This window comes from Janthinobacterium sp. GW460-12-1-14-LB5, assembly GCF_059423585.1.
In genome coordinates this window covers 43,439-60,715 of record NZ_JBWKYD010000021.1, presented here as the reverse complement: position 1 = coordinate 60,715, position 17,277 = coordinate 43,439, and the positions used below count along the sequence as shown (strand labels likewise).

Below are 17,277 nucleotides of genomic sequence, written 5' to 3'. Positions count from 1 at the left end.
AGGTTTTCTCGGCTAGATGCCGAACACTTTCAAGATGGCGTCCGTAAAACCCTCGAACCAGCTGCCCACCTTGCCCGGCTGCTTGCCGTGGCGCGGGGTTTCTTCGTACAGGTAGACGCCGTTGTCGCCGTCGAAACGGTCGTTGAGCAGCGCCTGCTGGCCGCGCAGGTAGGGCAGGAAGGTTTCGCTGCGCAGCGTCGAGTACAGCACGTCGGTAGTAAAGCCCAGGGTGGCGGACTGGCTGATGGAGCGGCCCTGGCCCGCGCGCTCCAGGCGCACGCCGCGGCAGCCGCGCACGATCAGGGTGACGGGGCCGCGAAAGACGATGAAGCGCAGCTGCAGGGTGAGCCAGGCATGCAGGCTGCCCAGGCGCCAGTGGCTCGATAGCGCCAGCGGATGGCCAGAGTCGCAGACCAGGCCCGCCAGGCCCCGCGGCTGGAACACGAGGGCGCTGCCGGCCGGCAGGTGCACGACGGCTACTTCCAGCAGCGGGTCGTCGCTGGCGGAAATCGTCACGGATGCCGGGGCATCGCTTTCCAGCCGCGTCAGCGCCGCCATGCCGGCGGCCAGGCTGGTGAACGGATAGCGCCAGTCCAGCAGCCACTGCGTGCGCTTGCGCGTGCCGACGGGCGACGATTGCAGGTATTCGGGATGGATCAGCATCCGCTGGCCGGGTTTGAGCTGCAATGCCTGCGAGACGGCGGAGATGCGCGACTGGCCATCGGGCGGCAGGGGGAGCGCAGTGGCCGTCACGTTCAGCGCGTGCGCGATGGACAAGGGTTTCAGGCGCGAAGCGATGGGCGCCAGCACGAAGTAAAAGAAGGCCTTGATGGCGACGGGCAGCAGGATGGCCGACAGCACCAGCAGGGCGGCCGTGGGCGCCACGTCCAGCACGGGAGCGCGCCAGCGGGCGATCCAGTTGCGCGCCAGTTGTTCTTCGCCGACCGCAATCGCCTTTTGTACGGGCGCCAGCGCGCCAGCCAGCGCCGCGCTGTCGATGGCGAATGGGGCGGGGCGGGTGATGTTGGTGGTATTGCTGCTGCGCGCGCGCTGCGCCAGCCAGGCCTGATACGCTTGCAGGTTGACCTCGCGCAAGCGCTGGCCCTGCGCTTCGAGACGCGACAGCTGCGCGTAAGCGTCGCTGCCGGGCAGGCGCGCGGCCAGCGGGTGCTGCGCTTCCAGCTGCCGGCGCTGGCGCAGGTTGTGTTGCAGTTCGGCATATGCGCTGACGTGTTCCGCATGCAGGCGCGCCAGCGTCTGGCGTGCATCTTCACCGCTCAGCGCCGCCTGCAGGGCGACCAGATAACGGGCTTCCTGCGCCAGCACTTCGATTTCCACGCGGCGCGCCGCTTCGTCCTGCGCGTGCAGGGCCAGGGTGTGCGTGTCGGGCAGGGGAATAGTAAACAGCGACGGTTGCTGCCGCGCGCGCAAGGCCGTCAATTGCGCTTGTACTTCTGTCAGGCGCGTGGCGATGCTTGCTTGTGATGCTAGCCGCAGGGCGTTGACGCGCAGCGTGGCCGCCTCGGCCAGGCTGGCGCCATGGCTGCCGGCGCTGCCGGAAGCCTGGCGCAGTGCGGCGACGGCCTCGCTGCCGGCGCTGTAGGCGCGCCATTCGGCCAGCAGCAGGCGGCCGGCAAGCAGGATGACGATGAACAGGGCGAACTGCAGCGCGTGGCGCAGCAGGAAGCGCAGGATGGCCGTCAGCAGCAGGTGCAAGGAGATGCGTCCTTAGCCGGCCGCGCTATCGGCGTCGGCACAGCATTTCTTGTATTTCTTACCGCTGCCGCAGTGGCACGGGTCGTTGCGGCCCGTTTTCGGCAGTTCGCGCAGCACGGTGGCGCCGGGCTGGCTTTGCGCCTGGCTTTTCAGGTGGCGCTGGCGCGCCCAGGCGGCGTTGATGGCGATGACGGCAGGAATCACGCCATCCATGGCCGTTTCGGCCGCATCGTCATCGAGTTCGGTGGCCGTGGCCAGGTGCTGGAACGGCGCCAGGTACTCGGGATGGCTGACGGCCAGGGCCGCCCACTGGGGCTTGTCCAGGCTCGTGCCCAGCATAAAACCGGCGCACCAGGCGGGCACGCTCCATTCGGGGCCGCACACATAGATGGGCTCAAAACTGTCCGGATCCTTCGCCAGCCATTCGACCATGTAGGCGTGGTGGCGCCGGGCCAGGCTGGCCGCCCGTTCGCTGGCCGCATCCGCTGCGGGCGCGGCGCTGCCGGCCGCCTTGTCCCATACCCATGGCAACCACTGTTCCGGCGCGATCTGTTTCGGGCTCAGGGCGACGGCCGTGAGAAAACCTTCCAGCATCGACACGTCCATGGCGCGGCTTTCCAGCGCGGGCGCGGCCAGCAGGGTGTCGAGTTCGGCGTATTCGTCGTCGGAGAGGGGCGTGGTGGTGGAGATGCTGGACATAATATTCTTTGGTGATGTGGGTGGAGTGGCCGGTGGCCCTGGCGGTATTGTACCGCCCGCCAAGGCAACAACCGGCGCGGGAATGAAAAACGGCGGCCCGCAGGCCGCCGTTCTGATCTACAACAAGACCCTTATTTCACGCCGTGCATCAGTTTGTTGATCAGCGGTGCGATCAGGAACAGCACGACACCGGCGCCCAGCAGGGACCAGAAGCCGAAGGTGTAGCCGGACAGGGCCGACTGCACCGACATGCCGCTTTCGCCGCTGACGTGGCTGGCGAAGATGCCCGACAGGTTGTTGCCGATACCGGTCGACAGGAACCAGCCGCCCATGCCCAGGCCCACCAGGCGCACTGGCGCCAGCTTGGTCACCATCGACAGGCCGATAGGCGACAGGCACAGCTCGCCGATCGATTGCAGCACGTAGACGGTGGTCAGGGTCCAGAACGGGATCTTGTTATCGGCGCCAACCAGGCTCGACAGAGCGAAGATCAGCAGGCCGAAGGCCAGCGCATTGCCCAGCAAGCCCAGGCCGAATTTGCGCGGGATCGACGGGTTGACGTTGTGGCGCGCCAGGAAGACCCAGACGGCGGCGATGATCGGCGCGAAGACGATGATGGCGACCGAGTTGACGGTCTGGAAGTAGGCGGTCGGGAAGATCCAGAAGCCCAGGTCGCGGTTGACGATCTTGTCAGCCAGGAAAGTAAACGAGCTGCCAGCCTGTTCGAAGAACATCCAGAACAGGATGTTGAAGACGAAGATCAGCAGCATGGCGATGACGCGGTCGCGCGCAATTTTACCGTTGCGTATGCCTTCGATCATCAGCATCACGGCCAGGCCGACGAACAGCACGGTCAGGACGATTTGCAGCTTTTCAGCGCCGACGGTCAGCAGGAAGTACATCAGCGGGATCACGCACAGGGAGCCGACGGCCACCCAGACGACGCGCATCGGGTTGCCGGAACCGGCTTCCGGTGCGCCGATGCCCTTCAGGGCGCGGCGGCCGATGAAGAACCATACCAGGCTGATCAGCATGCCGAAACCGGAAGCCATGAAGACCATCTTGTACGACGGCATGGCGCTGGTGCCGAAGATCGACTCGGCCAGCCACTGGGTGAAGACGGGCGCGACCATGGCGCCCATGTTGATGCCCATGTAGAAGATCGTGAAACCACTGTCGCGGCGCGGATCGGCGGTCGTGTACAGCTTGCCGACCATGGTCGAGATGTTCGGCTTGAACATGCCGTTACCGACGATCATGGTGGCCAGGCCCAGGTTGAAGATGTCCTGGTTCGGCACGGAGATGCAGAACAGGCCGGCAGCCATGAAGACGGCGCCCAGCAGGATGGAACGCTGGTAACCGATGACGCGGTCGGCGATGTAGCCGCCGAACAGGGCGCCGGCGTACACCAGCGCGAGGAAGGAACCGTAGGTCAGGTTGGCCGCTGCCTGTCCCGAACCGTCGCCAGCGTGGAACTGGGCCACGATGTACAGTACCAGCGCCCAGCGAACTCCGTAGAACGCGAAGCGTTCCCAGAATTCAGTCATGAACAACATCCACAATGGGCTTGGATGGCCCATAATCTGCTTGAACTCGGGAATAACGGCTTCCTTGTTGGGCGTAGTCGCACCGCTCATGCGGTTCCTCCTGAAAAATTATTATAGTCAATCGATAAAACAAACTTATGGAAGCCTGCGGGCGGCGGGGACTCTCATGAAGAACCGTACGCTCGGGAATTCCAATAGGCTGGCATTCTAATCTACAAATTGCGCTGAGCGAAGATTTCGATTCGCATTAGCAAGAATGACTGTTTCATATTGGTCAAACCGGTTTCAGGCAAAGCTCCTCTCCGGCGATTTTGCGGCACCACAGCACAACTTGCCCGACTTGTCGTATATTGAGGCTGCAACACATTTTGAGGCTGCAACACCTTCGAGCATCGATTTTTAAAGGATTTTTCGCATTATGGAACACGACGTTATCGATACTCTGGTTTCACCGGAAGGCCGCCTGGACGTGCTCTCCAAGACTGAAGTCAATAAACTACTCGACACCAGCCAGGGCGGCCTGTACAACACTTTCCGCCGCTGCGCGCTGGCGGTCTTGAATTGCGGCAGCACCATCGACGATGGCCGTGCCTTGCTTGAGCGATATCAATCCTTCGAGATTTCCATCATCCAGCGCGAGCGCGGCATCAAGCTCGACATCAAGGGCGCGCCGGCCATCGCCTTTGTCGACGGCAAGATGATCAAGGGCATCCACGAGCACCTGTTTGCCGTGCTGCGCGACATCATCTTCGTCAGCGATGAAGTGACGGGCAACCCGAAATTCGACCTGCAGAGCACGGAAGGCGTGACGGACGCCGTCTTCCACATCCTGCGCAACGCCAACGTGCTGCAAACCCAGCTCAACCCGAACCTGGTCGTGTGCTGGGGCGGCCACTCGATCAACCGCGCCGAATACAATTATTCGAAGGAAGTGGGCTACCAGCTGGGCTTGCGCGGCCTCGACATCTGCACCGGCTGCGGCCCGGGCGCCATGAAGGGCCCCATGAAGGGCGCCACCATCGGCCACGCCAAGCAGCGCCTGCACAATGGCCGCTATCTGGGCATCACCGAGCCGGGCATCATCGCGGCCGAGTCGCCGAACCCCATCGTCAATGACCTGGTCATCATGCCGGACATCGAAAAGCGCCTGGAAGCGTTCGTGCGCGCCGGCCACGGCATCGTCGTCTTCCCCGGCGGCGCCGGCACGGCCGAAGAGATCCTGTATATCCTCGGTATTTTGTTGCACCCGGACAATGCCGAGATTCCCTTCCCGCTGATTTTCACGGGACCGGAAACGTCGCGCGAGTACTTCGTGCAGATCAACCAGTTCATCAGCGACACCCTGGGCCCGGAAGCGCAGCAGCGCTATAAAATCATCATCGACGACCCGGAACTGGTGGCGCGCGAAATGCTCGAAGGCATACGCCAGGTGCGCGAATTCCGCAAGGCGCACAGCGACGCGTATTATTTCAATTGGCTGCTGAAAATCGACCACGAGTTCCAGAAGCCGTTCCAGCCCACGCATGAAAACATGCGCAACCTGAGCCTGCACAAGAACCAGCCCACGCACTTGCTGGCGGCCCAGCTGCGCCGCGCGTTCTCGGGCGTGGTGGCGGGCAACGTCAAGGATGACGGCATCCGCTCGATCGAGGAACATGGCAACTTCGAGATCCACGGCGACAAATCCATCGCCGGCCCCATGGATGCGCTGCTGGCCTCGTTCGTGGCGCAGCACCGCATGAAGCTGGCGGGCACGGCCTACGTGCCTTGCTATACCGTGGTCCAGTAGTCTTGACACCATCGCGCCGCCCGCTCCCGCGTTTGCAAGGGGCGGGCGGCGTTTTTTCATCCGCGTTCCCATCCATGCCCCCAGCGTGTTCCTTCGCCGCCACAGGCAATCAAATCGCTTGCGTCATCGATGCGTGGGTGCTATCTTTGGAACCGGTTCCAAAATAAGAATATGCAGATTAACAGGTAGTGGAGAGCACCCTTGGATTCAGTACGCGGCAGTAAAAAAACAGTCTCCGGCGAACCGGCCCGGCCCGTGACCATCGCCCAGGTGGCGCGCGAGGCGGGCGTGTCGAAGACGAGCGTGTCGCGCTTTCTCGGCGGCGAACTGGACGCTTTGTCGGAAAACATCCGCCAGCAGATCACCAGCACCATCGCGCGCCTCGGCTACCAGCCGAACCAGATGGCGCGCGGCCTCAAGCGCGGACGCACGCGCCTGATCGGCATGGTCGTGGCCGACATGCTCAATCCCTACACGGTGGCCGTGCTGCAAGGCGTGGAAGCGGCTTGCCAGCAACATGGCTATACCTTGATTTTATGCAATACCGGCAATGACGAACAGCGCGAACGCCAGTCGCTGGCCGCGCTGCGTTCGTACAGCGTGGAAGGGCTGATCGTCAACACGCAGGGGCGCAACATCGAATCGTCCGACTTGCAGCAGGCGGACATGCCCATCGTGCTGGTCGACCGCCGCATCGAGGGCGCCGATTTCGATCTGGTGGGCCTGGACAATGTGCAGGCGGGCCGGCTGGCCACCGCGCATCTGATCGAACAGGGTTTCGATGCCATCGCCTTCATTGCGCCGCCCTTGACGGGCGTCAGCTCGCGGCTGATGCGCGCCGAAGGTTTCCAGGCCGTGATGGCCGAGCATCCGGGCTGCGTGGGCGAAGTGCTGGCGGTGGACCTGGATGACCGGCCTGCCATCGACGCGCAGGTGCGGCAATGCCTGGCGCAGTGGCGCGGCCGCCGCGTGGCGCTGCTGGCCTCGAACGGCATGGTGGCGCTGGAACTGGCGCTGATGCTGCAGCGCCTCGAATTGCGCATGCCGCAGGACGTGGGCTTGCTGGGCTTTGACGAATTGCCGTGGTCGCCGCTGGCGGGCCTGAGCACGATCGAGCAGCAGACCTATGAAATCGGCTTTACGGCGATGACGTGCATGCTGTCCCGCCTGCAGGGCGAGCAATGCCCGCCGCGCGAGGTGTTGTTGCCGGGTAAGTTGATTGTGCGCAATTCCACCCAGGGCGGGAAAGCGGACAAGGGCGGCGGCGCTTGACGGGAAAAAGGGCCTTGCCCTTTTTTTTGGATAAGTTATGGAACCGGTTTCATAAAGTGTGTTCATACGGAAAAGGGGGAGTCAGGCAGGGCAATGGCAGGAAGTTGGTACTACACGGCAAGAGACGATCTGAATCGTCCATTTGACAATATTCCCGGAAGTGCCTCGACGAGGCCGGTACCGGGATCACAGGAGACGGAAACATGAAGATGACGACACTGTTCTATTCGAAAGCACTGGCATGTGCACTGGCAGCAACGTTTGCCCTCGGTGCGGCGGCCGATGCCGGCGCCCAGACGCTTGGCGACCTGATCAAGAAAGGCAAGCTGACCATCGGCGTGGTCAGCGGCACGCCGCCGTTCGGCAGCATCGACGCCAAGGGCGCGCCCGTCGGCTATGACGTCGACGTCGCCAACCTGATCGGCAAATACCTGAACCTGCCCGTGGAAGTGGTGCCCCTGACGGCGCCGTCGCGCGTGCCGTCGCTGGAGTCGGGCAAGGTCGATTTCCTCGTGGCGACCCTGGCGCCCACGCCGGAACGGGCCAAGACCCTGATGTTCACCATGCCCTACAGCGCGTTCGAACTGGCCATCGTCGCGCCGGTGGGCGGCAAATTCAAGGCCCTGGCCGACTTGAAGGGCAAGAAGGTGGGCGTGACGCGCGGCACCACGAACGACACGGCGCTGAGCCGCATGGCCCCGGCCGGCACCAATATCGTGCGTTTCGAGGATGACGCCACCGTCACCCAGGCCTTGCTCAGCAAACAGGTCGACGCCGTCTCGATTCCCAGCACGATGGCGCTCGACATCATCAAGACGCGCGGCGCGGGCAAGATCGAGGTCCGCTTCGCCTACTCGCTGCAACCGAATTCGATGGCGGTGCGCCGCGGCGACTTCGAGCTGCACCAGTGGCTCAACAACTTCATCTACTACGTCAAGCTGAACGGCGAACTCGACGCCATCGCGCGCAAGTGGAGCGGCGCGCCGCTGCCGGCACTGCCGACCTTCTGATACCGCCAGCCGCATAGGAAAGTGCCCGTCCGCACGGCGCGCCGCCATGGTGGCGCGGCCGGGGATGCGCACGCAGACAAGGAGTTGAGTATGCCGTATGAATTTCATTTCGAACTCGTCATGCAATCGCTGGACCGCCTGTTGTGGGGCGCGGCGCTGACGATACGCCTGAGCGCCCTGGCGATGGTGCTGGGACTGGCGGTGGGCGTGTGCGCCGCCGTCATCCTGAAGAACGGTCCCGCCTATGCCCGCGCCGTGGTGCGCGCGTATGTCGAGGTCATCCGCAGCACGCCGTTCCTGGTGCAGCTGTTCATCATCTACTTCGGCTTGCCGTCGCTGGGTTTGCAGCTCGATGCCAACGGCGCGGCGCTCGTCGCCATGACGGTCAACCTGGGCGCCTACGCGGCGGAAATCGTGCGCGCCGGCATAGGCGCCGTGCATCCGTCGCAGCTGGAGGCGGCGCAGGCGCTGGGCATGACGCGCTGGCAGGTGATGCGCCACGTGGTGCTGCTGCCGGCGCTGGAAAAAGTCTATCCGGCGCTGGCCAGCCAGTTCACCTTGATGATGCTCGCTTCAAGCGTCGTGTCGGCCATTTCCGCCGAGGAGCTGACCGCCGCCGCCCACCTGCTCGACGCGGAAACCTTCCGCAGCTTCGAGATCTACATCGTCGTGATGGTGCTGTACATCCTGCTGGCCCTGCTGTTCCGCTTCGGCTTCTGGGTGCTGGGCCAGATCGTCTTTAAACGCCGCCGCCGTCTGGGCGCGGCGCGCATGGGAGCTTGACATGATCAGTGATTTTTCCTGGGATAACCTGCAATTCCTGCTCGAGGCCACGCGCTGGACCATCGGCCTGTCGCTGCTCGTCTTTATCACGGGCGGCATCGCCGGCTTTGCGGTGGCGCTGCTGCGCACGGCGCGCAGCCCGCTCCTGCGCTGCATCAGCGCCCTGTACATCCAGCTGGTGCAGGGCACGCCCGTGCTGATCGTGCTGTTCTTGACCTATTACGGGCTGGCCCTGTTCGGCTACAAGCTGTCGCCGATTATCGCGGCAGGCGCGGCGATGACGATCTTTGCCAGCGCCTACCTGGGCGAGATCTGGCGCGGCTGCATCGAAGGCGTGCAGCGGCAGCAGTGGGAAGCATCGGCCGCGCTGGCGCTGAACCGCTACCAGCAGCTGCGCTACGTCATCCTGCCGCAGGCGCTGCGCCATTCGCTGCCGCCGACCGTGGGTTTCATGGTGCAGATCATCAAGAACACTTCGATCACCTCGATCATCGGCGTGGTGGAACTGACGCGGGCAGGGCAACTGGTCAGCAATGCGACCTTCCTGCCGTTCATCGTCTTCCCCATCGTCGCCCTGATCTACTTCGCGCTGTGCTATCCGCTGTCGCGCTACAGCCATTCACTGGAAAGGAAATTCCATGCCCATCGTTGAAATCGACAATATCAGCAAGAGCTTCGGCGCCAACCACGTGCTCAAGGGCGTGTCGTTCGCCGTCGAGCGGGGCCAGGTGATCGCCGTGATCGGCCGCAGCGGTTCCGGCAAGAGCACCATGTTGCGCTGTATCAATGGCCTGGAAACCATCGACAGCGGCAGCATTGTCGTCGCCGGCCATACGCTGACGGCGCGCCAGGAGCACCTGCTCGACTTGCGCAAGGACGTCGGCATGGTCTTCCAGAGCTACAACCTGTTCCCCCACCTGACCGTGGAAGAAAACGTCATGCTGGCGCCGCGCATCGTCAAGAAAGTGCCCGACGCCCAGGGCCGCGCCACGGCATTGCGCGTGCTCAAGCAGGTGGGCCTCGATCACAAGCGCGAAGCCTATCCCGAGCAGCTGTCGGGCGGCCAGCAGCAGCGCGTGGCCATCGCCCGTTCGCTGGCGATGGAGCCGCAGGTGATGCTGTTCGACGAAGTGACGTCGGCGCTCGACCCGGAACTGACGCAGGAAGTGCTGAAGGTGATGGAAGAGCTGGCGCAGGCGGGCATGACGATGCTGCTGGTGACGCACGAGATGGAGTTCGCGCGGCGCATGGCCGACGTCACCGTCTTCATGCACCAGGGATTGGTGTGGGAAAGCGGGCCGTCGGAAGCGTTCTTCAGCAACCCGCAAACGCCCGAAGCGCGCCAGTTCGTCGGCGCGGGAGCGATCAAATGAGCCCCGTGCTGGTGGCGGCGTCGGCCTATGGCGCAAGCAGGGTAAGGCAGCTGGGGCAAAGCCATTTCATCGACGTGGTGGCCGATGCGGGCGGCGCCGGCATCGAGATCCGCCGCGAGCTGTTTACTTCCGACTTGCCGGACCTGGCGCGCATGGGCGCGGCGGTGGCCGCGCGCGGCCTGTATTCCGTGTATTCCACGCCCATCGAATTGTGGGACGCGGACGGGCTGCTGCGGCATGCGCTGCTGCAGCAGATGCTGGACGAGGCGGCGCGCCTGGGCGCGCGCTACCTGAAGGTGTCGCTGGGCCATTACCCGGCCGCGCCGGACTTGCACGCCTTGAGCGCCCGGCTGGCGGCCGCGCCCGTGGCGCTGCTGGTGGAAAACGACCAGACGGCCCATGGCGGGGCGCTGGCGCCGATGGCGCGCTTCCTGGCGGCGGCGCGCGAAATCGGGCTGCCGGTGGGGCTGACCTTCGACATCGGCAACTGGCGCTGGGTGGGCGAGGATGCGCAGCAGGCGGCGCGCCTGCTGGCGCCGTACGTGCGCTATGTGCATTGCAAGGCCGTTCTCGATGACGGAGGCCGGCTGTCCGCCTGCGCCGTCTCCGACGCCGATCCGGCCTGGCGCGCCGTCTTCGCGCACTTTGCGCCGGGCGTGCAGCGGGCCATCGAATTCCCGCTCGAGGGCGCAGACCTAGTGGCCGAAACGGGCCGCTACATCCAGATGCTGGAGGCCGCATGAGGGAACACGAAATGATGCATGGAGCGCATGCGCTCGACGTCGTTACCTATGGCGAAGCGATGGCGATGTTCGTGGCCGAGGAAACGGGCGACCTGGCGGCCGTGGCGCATTTCACGCGCCGCCTGGCCGGCGCCGAGACGAACGTCGCCATCGGCCTGGCGCGCCTGGGCTTGAAAGTCGGCTGGCTGAGCCGCGTGGGCGACGATTCCTTTGGCCGCTTCATCCGCGCCAGCGTGCAGGCCGAGGGCGTCGATTGCAGCCGCGTCGTCGCCGTCGCCGGCCAGACCAGCGCCTTCCAGCTCAAGGCCCGGGCCGAAAACGGCGCCGATCCGCTGGTCGAATACTTCCGCAAGGGGTCCGCCGCCAGCCGGCTGGCGCCCGAGCACTTCGACCCCGCCTATTTCCTGTCGGCGCGCCACCTGCACGCCACGGGCGTGGCGGCGGCGCTGTCCGCCACCAGCCTGGCGTTCGCCAGCCAGGCCATCGATTTCATGCGCGAGCATGGACGCACCGTGTCGTTCGATCCGAACCTGCGGCCCTCGCTGTGGCCGTCGCAAGCCGTCATGGTGGAACAGATCAACCGCCTCGCCGCGAGGGCCGACTGGGTGCTGCCCGGCCTGGGGGAGGGAAAAATCCTCACCGGCCACGACCTGCCGCACGACATCGCCGGCTTTTACCTGCAGCGGGGCGCGCGCCTGGTGGTCATCAAGCTGGGTGCCGAGGGCGCCTATTACCGCACGGCCGATGGCGACAGCGGCATGGTGCCGGGCGAGCCCGTGGCCCACGTGGTCGACACGGTGGGCGCCGGCGACGGCTTCGCGGCCGGCCTGGTCAGCGCCTTGCTGGAAGGCTTGCCGCTGGCGCAGGCGGTACGGCGCGCCAACCGGGTCGGCGCCTTCGCCATCCAGGTGGCTGGCGACATGGAAGGCTTGCCGACCCGCGCCCAGCTCGACGCGCTGGGCCAATCTTGAACCGAACAGGGGAAAACTCGTGAAAAAACATGTGCTTGTGTATAAAAAGCTGGCCGAACCGCTGCTGGCGCGCCTGCGCGCCGAATGCGAGGTGACGTATTTCGAGGCGATCGACGCAGGCAACCGCGCCGCGTTTGCCGCCGCCATCCGCGGCGCGCATGGTTTGCTGGGCGCCAGCGTGCGCCTGGACCGCGAACTGCTGGATCCGGCCGCTGACCTGCGCATCATTTCCACCATTTCGGTGGGCGTCGACCAGTTCGACGTCGATTATTTGCGCGAACGGGGCATTTTGCTGGCCAATACGCCGGACGTGCTGACGGAAACGACGGCCGACACGATCTTCGCGCTGATCCTCGCCAGCGCGCGGAGGGTCGTCGAACTGGCCGAATTCGTCAAGGCCGGACGCTGGACGCGCAGCGTGGGCGAAAGCCAGTATGGCGTCAACGTGCACGGCAAGACCATCGGCATGCTGGGCATGGGCCGCATCGGCCGCGCCGTCGCCCGCCGCGCCGCGCTGGGCTTCGGCATGCAGGTGCTGTACGTGAACGGCGAAGCCGTGCCGGAAGTGGAAGCGGCGCTGGGCGCGCGCCAGGTGGCACTCGACGAGCTGCTGGCCGGCTCCGACTTCGTCTGCGTGGTGCTGCCGCTGACGGCGCAGACGGAGCGCATGATGGGCCGGCGCGAATTCGCGCTGATGCGCCCCGGCGCCATCTTCATCAACGGGTCGCGCGGGCGCATCGTCGACGAGGCGGCGCTGATCGAGGCGCTGCAGCAGGGCACCATCCACGGCGCCGGTCTCGACGTGTTCGAGCGCGAACCGCTGGCGCCGGACAATCCGCTGCCGGGCATGGCCAACGTGGTGGCGCTGCCGCACATCGGCTCGGCCACGCACGAAACGCGCTACGCCATGGCGCAGCAGGCCGTGGACAACCTGCTGGCCGGCTTGCGCGGCGAGCGTCCGCGCCACCTGGTCAGCTAAGAACAGTATCCATAAAAAGACAGACAGGGAAAGAAATGAAGAACAAGGTAGCAAGGGCAATGATCATCGGCGCGGGCGCCTGCGGCGGCCTGTGCTCGGCGCAGTCGAACGTGGCCATGTACGGCATCGCGGACCTGGGCGTGGTGTCCGAGAGCGGCGGCCCCGGGGGCAGGGTGCTCAAGCTGACCAGCGGCATCGCCAACGGTTCGCGCCTGGGTTTCAAGGGCAGCGAAGACCTGGGCGGCGGCATGACGGCGATCTTTACGATGGATGCGGGCATCCTGGCCGACACGGGCGCTTCGGCCCAGGGCGGCCTGCTGTTCGGGCGCCAGGCCTTCGTCGGCCTCGCCGGCGCGGCGGGCACCTTGCGGCTGGGCCGCCAGTACACCTTCATCGATAGCAGCCTGGGGGCGCTGGACCCGTTTTACCTGGGTTTTGCGGGCAGGATGAGCAACGTCTTCACGGCCGGCTACATCAGCCGCGTCGACAACAGCATCACCTACAGCTCGCCCGTGCGCGGGGGACTGTCCGGCGAACTGGCGTACGGCTTTGGCGAAGTGCCGGGCGACGCTTCTGCCAGGCGCTACATGGGCGCGGCGGCCACCTATGCCAGCGGGCCGCTGTATGTGCGCATGGCGCACCAGGACGCCAACACCCTGTCAAGCGCGCTGGTGGCGGGGACGGCGAGAAACACGGTGCTGGGCGCCACCTGGGACTTCGGCGTGCTCAAGGCGCATGGTGCCGTCGCCGTCAGCAAGAGCACGGCGGGCGCCGCCACCACGGTCGACAGCGCGGACCTGATGCTGGGCGCCACCGTGCCTTTTGGCCCGCACCGCGTCCTGTTCTCGTACGTGCGGCGCGACGACCGGCGCGCCGCCAACGGCGACGCCAGCCAGCTCGGTATCGGCTACACCTATGCGCTGTCGAAGCGCAGCACCTTGTATGCGGCCTATGCCCACATCGACAACCGCAATGGCGCCGCCTACCTGGTGGGCAACGCCACCGACAACGGCACCGGCAACCAGGCCTGGAACCTGGGCCTGCGCCACACTTTTTAACTGGAGATTCGAATGAAGAAAACCGGATGGATTTTGGTCGGCGCCAGCACCGTGGCGCGCGAATGGATGGTCGACGCGATCCGCCAGCAGGGCGATGCCGAAGTGCTGGCCGTGGTCAGCAGGGATGCTGTGCGCGGCGCCGCCTTTGCCGGGCAGTTCGGCATCGCCGCCAGCTACACGGACCTCGATGCGGCGCTGGCGCATCCGGGCGCGGATGCCGTGTACATCAGCACCACCAACGAATGGCACATGGCGCAGACCTTGCAGGCGGCGCGCGCGGGCAAGCACGTGCTGTGCGAAAAACCGCTGGCGCTGAACCTGGAGGATGCCCGCCGCATGGTCGACGGCTGCGCCGAAGCGGGCGTGGTGCTGGGGATTAACCATCACCTGCGCAACGCCGCCAGCCACGGCAAGGTGCGCGAGCTGATACGCGCGGGCGAGATCGGCCAGCCCCTGTATTGCCGCGTGCTGCACGCGAACAACCTGCCGCAGCACCTGCGCGGCTGGCGCCTGGACGCGCCGGAGTCGGGCGGCGTCACGCTCGACATGTTCGTGCACGACGTCGACACCCTGCGCTTCCTGCTGGACTCGGAGCCGCGCCACGTCACGGCCTGCGCCACCAGCGGCGGCATGACGGTGGCCGGGCTGGAAGAGGGCCTGATGGCCGTCATCGAGTTCGATAACGGCACTTTGGTGCAGGTGCACGACGCGTTCAATGCGCCGTATTCGCTGTCCGGCGTGGAAATCATCGGCAGCAAGGGCACCATCTTCGCCACCGGCGTGATGACGCAGCGCCCCGTCGGCAGCATCAGCCTGACGCGCGACGGCGGCAGCGTCGACATCCCCGTCGAGCATGAAAACCTGTACGTGCGCTCGGTGCGCGCCTTCCAGCGCGCCATGCGCGGCGAAGGGCAGCCGGCCGCCACCGGCGACGACGGCATGCGCGCGCTGGCGGCGGCATTGGCGGCGCAGCAGGCCAGCCGCAGCCACCAGCGCGTGACCCTGGCCGGCTGACGGCATGCCGCACAAGTAAAAAAGCCGCCTGATCGCAAAATCAGGCGGCTTTTTATCGGCTGGCGTCCGTGATTATTCTTCGCGGCGCAGGTGAGGGAACAGCAGGACGTCGCGGATGTTCGGCGAATCCGTGATGATCATCATCAAACGGTCGATGCCGATGCCGCAGCCGCCGGCTGGCGGCATGCCGTATTCCAGCGCGCGGATGTAGTCGGCGTCGTAGAACATCGCCTCTTCATCACCGGCGTCCTTGGCGGCGACTTGCGCCAGGAAGCGGGCCGACTGGTCTTCCGCGTCGTTCAACTCGGAGAAGCCGTTGGCGATTTCGCGGCCCACCATGAACAGCTCGAAGCGTTCGGTGATGCCGGCCACCGTGTCGGAAGCGCGCGCCAGTGGCGACACTTCGACGGGATAGTCGATGATGTAGGTCGGTTCCCACAGCTGCGCTTCAGCCGTCTCTTCGAACAGCGCCAGTTGCAGCGCGCCCAGGCCGGCCGTGGCAAACGGCTTGACGCCGAATTTTTTCAGCTCTTCCTTGATGAATTCGGCATCGTTCAACTGCCCGGCGGTGTAGCCTGGAGCGTACTTGTTGATCGCTTCGACGATGGTCAGGCGGTGGAACGGCTTTGCCAGGTCCAGCTCGCGGCCGCCGTAGGTCAGGGTGGCGGTGCCGTGCGCGTCGATGGCGGCCTGGCGGATGACGGCTTCCGTGAAATCCATCAGCCATTTGTAGTCGGTGTAGGCCGCGTAGAATTCCATCATCGTGAATTCAGGGTTGTGACGGATCGACACGCCTTCGTTGCGGAAGTTGCGGTTGATTTCGAACACGCGGTCGAAGCCGCCCACCACCAGGCGCTTCAGGTACAGCTCGGGCGCGATGCGCAGGAACATCTGCATGTCGAGCGCATTGTGGTGCGTGATGAACGGCTTGGCCGCGGCGCCGCCCGGAATCGTGTGCAGCATCGGCGTTTCCACTTCCATGAACTCGTTCTTTTCCATGAAGCGGCGGATCGACGAGATGGCGGCGGTACGCGCCTTGAAGGTGCGGCGCGTCTCTTCGTTCATGATCAGGTCGACGTAGCGCTGGCGGTACTTGGTTTCCTGGTCGGCCAGGCCGTGGAATTTGTCCGGCAGCGGGCGCAGCGACTTGGTGATCAGGCGCAGTTCCGTGACCTTGATGGTCAGCTCGTCCGTCTTGGTCTTGAACAGGGTGCCCGTCACGCCCAGGATATCGCCCAGGTCATAGTGGTGCAGGGCGGCCATGGCCGCTTCGCCCGTCAGGTCGAGGGTGGCGTAGATCTGGATGCGGCCGTCGGCCTTCGGGCCGGAAGCGTCTTGCAAGGTGGCGAAAGCGGCTTTCTTGCCGGCTTCGCGCTTGAGCATCATGCGGCCGGCCAGCACCACGGTGACAGGTTCGGCTTCCAGCTCTTCGCGCGTCTTGCCGCCGTATTGCGCGTGCAGGTCGGCCGCCTTGTGCTCGGGGCGGAAATCGTTCGGGAAGGCGACGCCTTGTTCGCGCAGTGCTGCCAGCTTGACGCGGCGCTCGGCGATGATCTTGTTTTCATCGGGGGCGGCGGCTTGTTCTTGGATATCCGTAGTCATGGTGTTCTTCGTTGGTGATTATTGATGATGTGGCGCCAGCGCTGGCGCCACGCTGGCAAACAGTGCGTCGACGTCGAGTGCGGAGAAATCCGGCACGATGGCAATGATGTTGTCGAAGCCGGCAAACGCCTCGGCCGGCAGGGTGGTGGTGAGCACCACGACGCGCATGCCGGCGCGGCGCGCCGCTTCCACGCCCAGGGGCGCGTCTTCGAAGACGATGCAGTCTTGCGGCAGCGCGCCGGCCAGCAGCGCGCCTTTCAGGAAAACGTCCGGGTGCGGCTTGCCCCGTTCCACGTCGGCGGCGCCGACGATGGCGTCGAAGCGGTGGCGCAGGTCCAGGCCGTCGAGCGTGAATGCGATATTCTCGTCCGGCGCGGCCGTGCCCACCACCAGCCCGACGCCAGCCTGGCGCGCGCTGGCGATCAGCCGGTCGAAGCCAAGCACTGTCGCCAGGTGCGGGCCATACAGTTCGCGGTAGACGACTTCCTTTTCCGCCAGCAGGGTGGCGTGGTCGGCATCCTCGCCCAGGTACTTGGCGATGATTTCGTGCCCCTGCCGTCCCGCCGTGTCGCGGAAAAAGGCGTCCGCGTCCAGCGCATGGCCGTGGCGTTCAAAGAACGCCAGCCACGATGTCGTGTGGAAGGCCATGTTGTCGACGATCGTGCCATCCATGTCGAACAGGAAGGCCTGCTTTGCCAGTGCCGGAGCGGATGCGTTCATC

The 17,277-nt window shown here is 65.2% G+C and carries 16 protein-coding genes; 11 read left to right on the top strand and 5 right to left on the bottom strand.

Translation table 11 applies throughout. The features are described 5' to 3' along the window. Positions 1 to 12 precede the first annotated feature (12 nt). From AC07X6_RS21030 to AC07X6_RS21020, 3 genes are all read right to left on the bottom strand, one after another. Positions 13 to 1,716, bottom strand: coding sequence for a hypothetical protein (locus tag AC07X6_RS21030; RefSeq protein WP_494792244.1), 1,704 nt, complete (start codon positions 1,714 to 1,716; stop codon positions 13 to 15). A gap of 12 nt (positions 1,717 to 1,728) precedes the next feature. Further along, complete coding sequence (locus AC07X6_RS21025) at positions 1,729 to 2,415, bottom strand: UPF0149 family protein (RefSeq protein ID WP_494792243.1); 687 nt, start codon at positions 2,413 to 2,415, stop codon at positions 1,729 to 1,731. 131 nt (positions 2,416 to 2,546) lie between these two features. Beyond that, positions 2,547 to 3,995 carry a peptide MFS transporter gene (locus tag AC07X6_RS21020; protein ID WP_494792284.1) on the bottom strand — a complete coding sequence of 483 codons (1,449 nt, stop codon included), beginning with the start codon at positions 3,993 to 3,995 and terminating at the stop codon, positions 2,547 to 2,549. 385 nt (positions 3,996 to 4,380) lie between these two features. On the opposite strand from AC07X6_RS21020, the gene ppnN reads away from it, so the two are divergent. The 11 genes from ppnN (at position 4,381) to AC07X6_RS20965 (ending at position 14,954) form a co-directional block, all read left to right on the top strand. After that, positions 4,381 to 5,751: a nucleotide 5'-monophosphate nucleosidase PpnN gene (gene ppnN, locus AC07X6_RS21015; RefSeq protein WP_034782951.1), complete on the top strand. Its 1,371-nt coding sequence runs from the start codon at positions 4,381 to 4,383 to the stop codon at positions 5,749 to 5,751. 201 nt (positions 5,752 to 5,952) lie between these two features. Continuing rightward, positions 5,953 to 7,023 (top strand): LacI family DNA-binding transcriptional regulator, encoded by a 1,071-nt coding sequence (locus tag AC07X6_RS21010; protein ID WP_494792242.1) that lies wholly within the window; start codon positions 5,953 to 5,955, stop codon positions 7,021 to 7,023. Between the two features lie 203 nt (positions 7,024 to 7,226). After that, positions 7,227 to 8,033 (top strand): transporter substrate-binding domain-containing protein, encoded by an 807-nt coding sequence (locus AC07X6_RS21005; RefSeq protein WP_494792241.1) that lies wholly within the window; start codon positions 7,227 to 7,229, stop codon positions 8,031 to 8,033. Positions 8,034 to 8,123: 90 nt separating this feature from the next. Next, on the top strand, positions 8,124 to 8,816 hold the full coding sequence (locus AC07X6_RS21000) for an amino acid ABC transporter permease (protein ID WP_076571138.1): 693 nt from the start codon (positions 8,124 to 8,126) through the stop codon (positions 8,814 to 8,816). A 1-nt stretch (position 8,817) separates the two neighbouring features. Further along, positions 8,818 to 9,468: an amino acid ABC transporter permease gene (locus AC07X6_RS20995; protein ID WP_230539494.1), complete on the top strand. Its 651-nt coding sequence runs from the start codon at positions 8,818 to 8,820 to the stop codon at positions 9,466 to 9,468. Beyond that, positions 9,455 to 10,189: an amino acid ABC transporter ATP-binding protein gene (locus tag AC07X6_RS20990; RefSeq protein WP_034755389.1), complete on the top strand. Its 735-nt coding sequence runs from the start codon at positions 9,455 to 9,457 to the stop codon at positions 10,187 to 10,189. Before AC07X6_RS20995 ends, AC07X6_RS20990 begins: the two co-directional genes overlap by 14 nt. Next, positions 10,186 to 10,932 carry a sugar phosphate isomerase/epimerase family protein gene (locus tag AC07X6_RS20985; protein ID WP_494792240.1) on the top strand — a complete coding sequence of 249 codons (747 nt, stop codon included), beginning with the start codon at positions 10,186 to 10,188 and terminating at the stop codon, positions 10,930 to 10,932. The genes AC07X6_RS20990 and AC07X6_RS20985 overlap by 4 nt, the downstream gene beginning before the upstream one ends. A gap of 11 nt (positions 10,933 to 10,943) precedes the next feature. Next, positions 10,944 to 11,903, top strand: coding sequence for a sugar kinase (locus tag AC07X6_RS20980; RefSeq protein WP_494792283.1), 960 nt, complete (start codon positions 10,944 to 10,946; stop codon positions 11,901 to 11,903). Positions 11,904 to 11,922: 19 nt separating this feature from the next. Continuing rightward, positions 11,923 to 12,882, top strand: a complete 960-nt coding sequence (locus AC07X6_RS20975; protein ID WP_494792239.1) for a 2-hydroxyacid dehydrogenase — start codon at positions 11,923 to 11,925, stop codon at positions 12,880 to 12,882. 35 nt (positions 12,883 to 12,917) lie between these two features. Continuing rightward, on the top strand, positions 12,918 to 13,940 hold the full coding sequence (locus tag AC07X6_RS20970) for a porin (protein ID WP_494792238.1): 1,023 nt from the start codon (positions 12,918 to 12,920) through the stop codon (positions 13,938 to 13,940). Between the two features lie 12 nt (positions 13,941 to 13,952). Continuing rightward, the gene (locus AC07X6_RS20965; protein WP_494792237.1) at positions 13,953 to 14,954 is read left to right on the top strand and encodes a Gfo/Idh/MocA family protein; all 1,002 of its coding nucleotides are present in this window, start codon (positions 13,953 to 13,955) and stop codon (positions 14,952 to 14,954) included. Positions 14,955 to 15,026: 72 nt separating this feature from the next. On the opposite strand, the gene lysS is transcribed toward AC07X6_RS20965, so the two are convergent. Both lysS and AC07X6_RS20955 read right to left on the bottom strand, forming a co-directional pair. After that, the gene (gene lysS, locus AC07X6_RS20960; RefSeq protein WP_077405689.1) at positions 15,027 to 16,556 is read right to left on the bottom strand and encodes a lysine--tRNA ligase; all 1,530 of its coding nucleotides are present in this window, start codon (positions 16,554 to 16,556) and stop codon (positions 15,027 to 15,029) included. Positions 16,557 to 16,574: 18 nt separating this feature from the next. Further along, positions 16,575 to 17,276, bottom strand: coding sequence for an HAD family hydrolase (locus AC07X6_RS20955; RefSeq protein WP_494792236.1), 702 nt, complete (start codon positions 17,274 to 17,276; stop codon positions 16,575 to 16,577). Position 17,277 lies beyond the last annotated feature (1 nt).

What these genes read in the sequence shown, in the direction of transcription:
- AC07X6_RS21025 (WP_494792243.1), bottom strand. Translation starts at nt 2,415, where the DNA reads ATGTCCAGCATCTCCACCACCACGCCCCTCTCCGACGACGAATACGCC.
- AC07X6_RS21020 (WP_494792284.1), bottom strand. Translation starts at nt 3,995, where the DNA reads ATGGGCCATCCAAGCCCATTGTGGATGTTGTTCATGACTGAATTCTGG.
- ppnN (WP_034782951.1), top strand. Translation starts at nt 4,381, where the DNA reads ATGGAACACGACGTTATCGATACTCTGGTTTCACCGGAAGGCCGCCTG.
- AC07X6_RS21005 (WP_494792241.1), top strand. Translation starts at nt 7,227, where the DNA reads ATGAAGATGACGACACTGTTCTATTCGAAAGCACTGGCATGTGCACTG.
- AC07X6_RS21000 (WP_076571138.1), top strand. Translation starts at nt 8,124, where the DNA reads ATGCCGTATGAATTTCATTTCGAACTCGTCATGCAATCGCTGGACCGC.
- AC07X6_RS20995 (WP_230539494.1), top strand. Translation starts at nt 8,818, where the DNA reads ATGATCAGTGATTTTTCCTGGGATAACCTGCAATTCCTGCTCGAGGCC.
- AC07X6_RS20990 (WP_034755389.1), top strand. Translation starts at nt 9,455, where the DNA reads ATGCCCATCGTTGAAATCGACAATATCAGCAAGAGCTTCGGCGCCAAC.
- AC07X6_RS20985 (WP_494792240.1), top strand. Translation starts at nt 10,186, where the DNA reads ATGAGCCCCGTGCTGGTGGCGGCGTCGGCCTATGGCGCAAGCAGGGTA.
- AC07X6_RS20980 (WP_494792283.1), top strand. Translation starts at nt 10,944, where the DNA reads ATGATGCATGGAGCGCATGCGCTCGACGTCGTTACCTATGGCGAAGCG.
- AC07X6_RS20970 (WP_494792238.1), top strand. Translation starts at nt 12,918, where the DNA reads ATGAAGAACAAGGTAGCAAGGGCAATGATCATCGGCGCGGGCGCCTGC.
- AC07X6_RS20965 (WP_494792237.1), top strand. Translation starts at nt 13,953, where the DNA reads ATGAAGAAAACCGGATGGATTTTGGTCGGCGCCAGCACCGTGGCGCGC.
- lysS (WP_077405689.1), bottom strand. Translation starts at nt 16,556, where the DNA reads ATGACTACGGATATCCAAGAACAAGCCGCCGCCCCCGATGAAAACAAG.
- AC07X6_RS20955 (WP_494792236.1), bottom strand. Translation starts at nt 17,276, where the DNA reads ATGAACGCATCCGCTCCGGCACTGGCAAAGCAGGCCTTCCTGTTCGAC.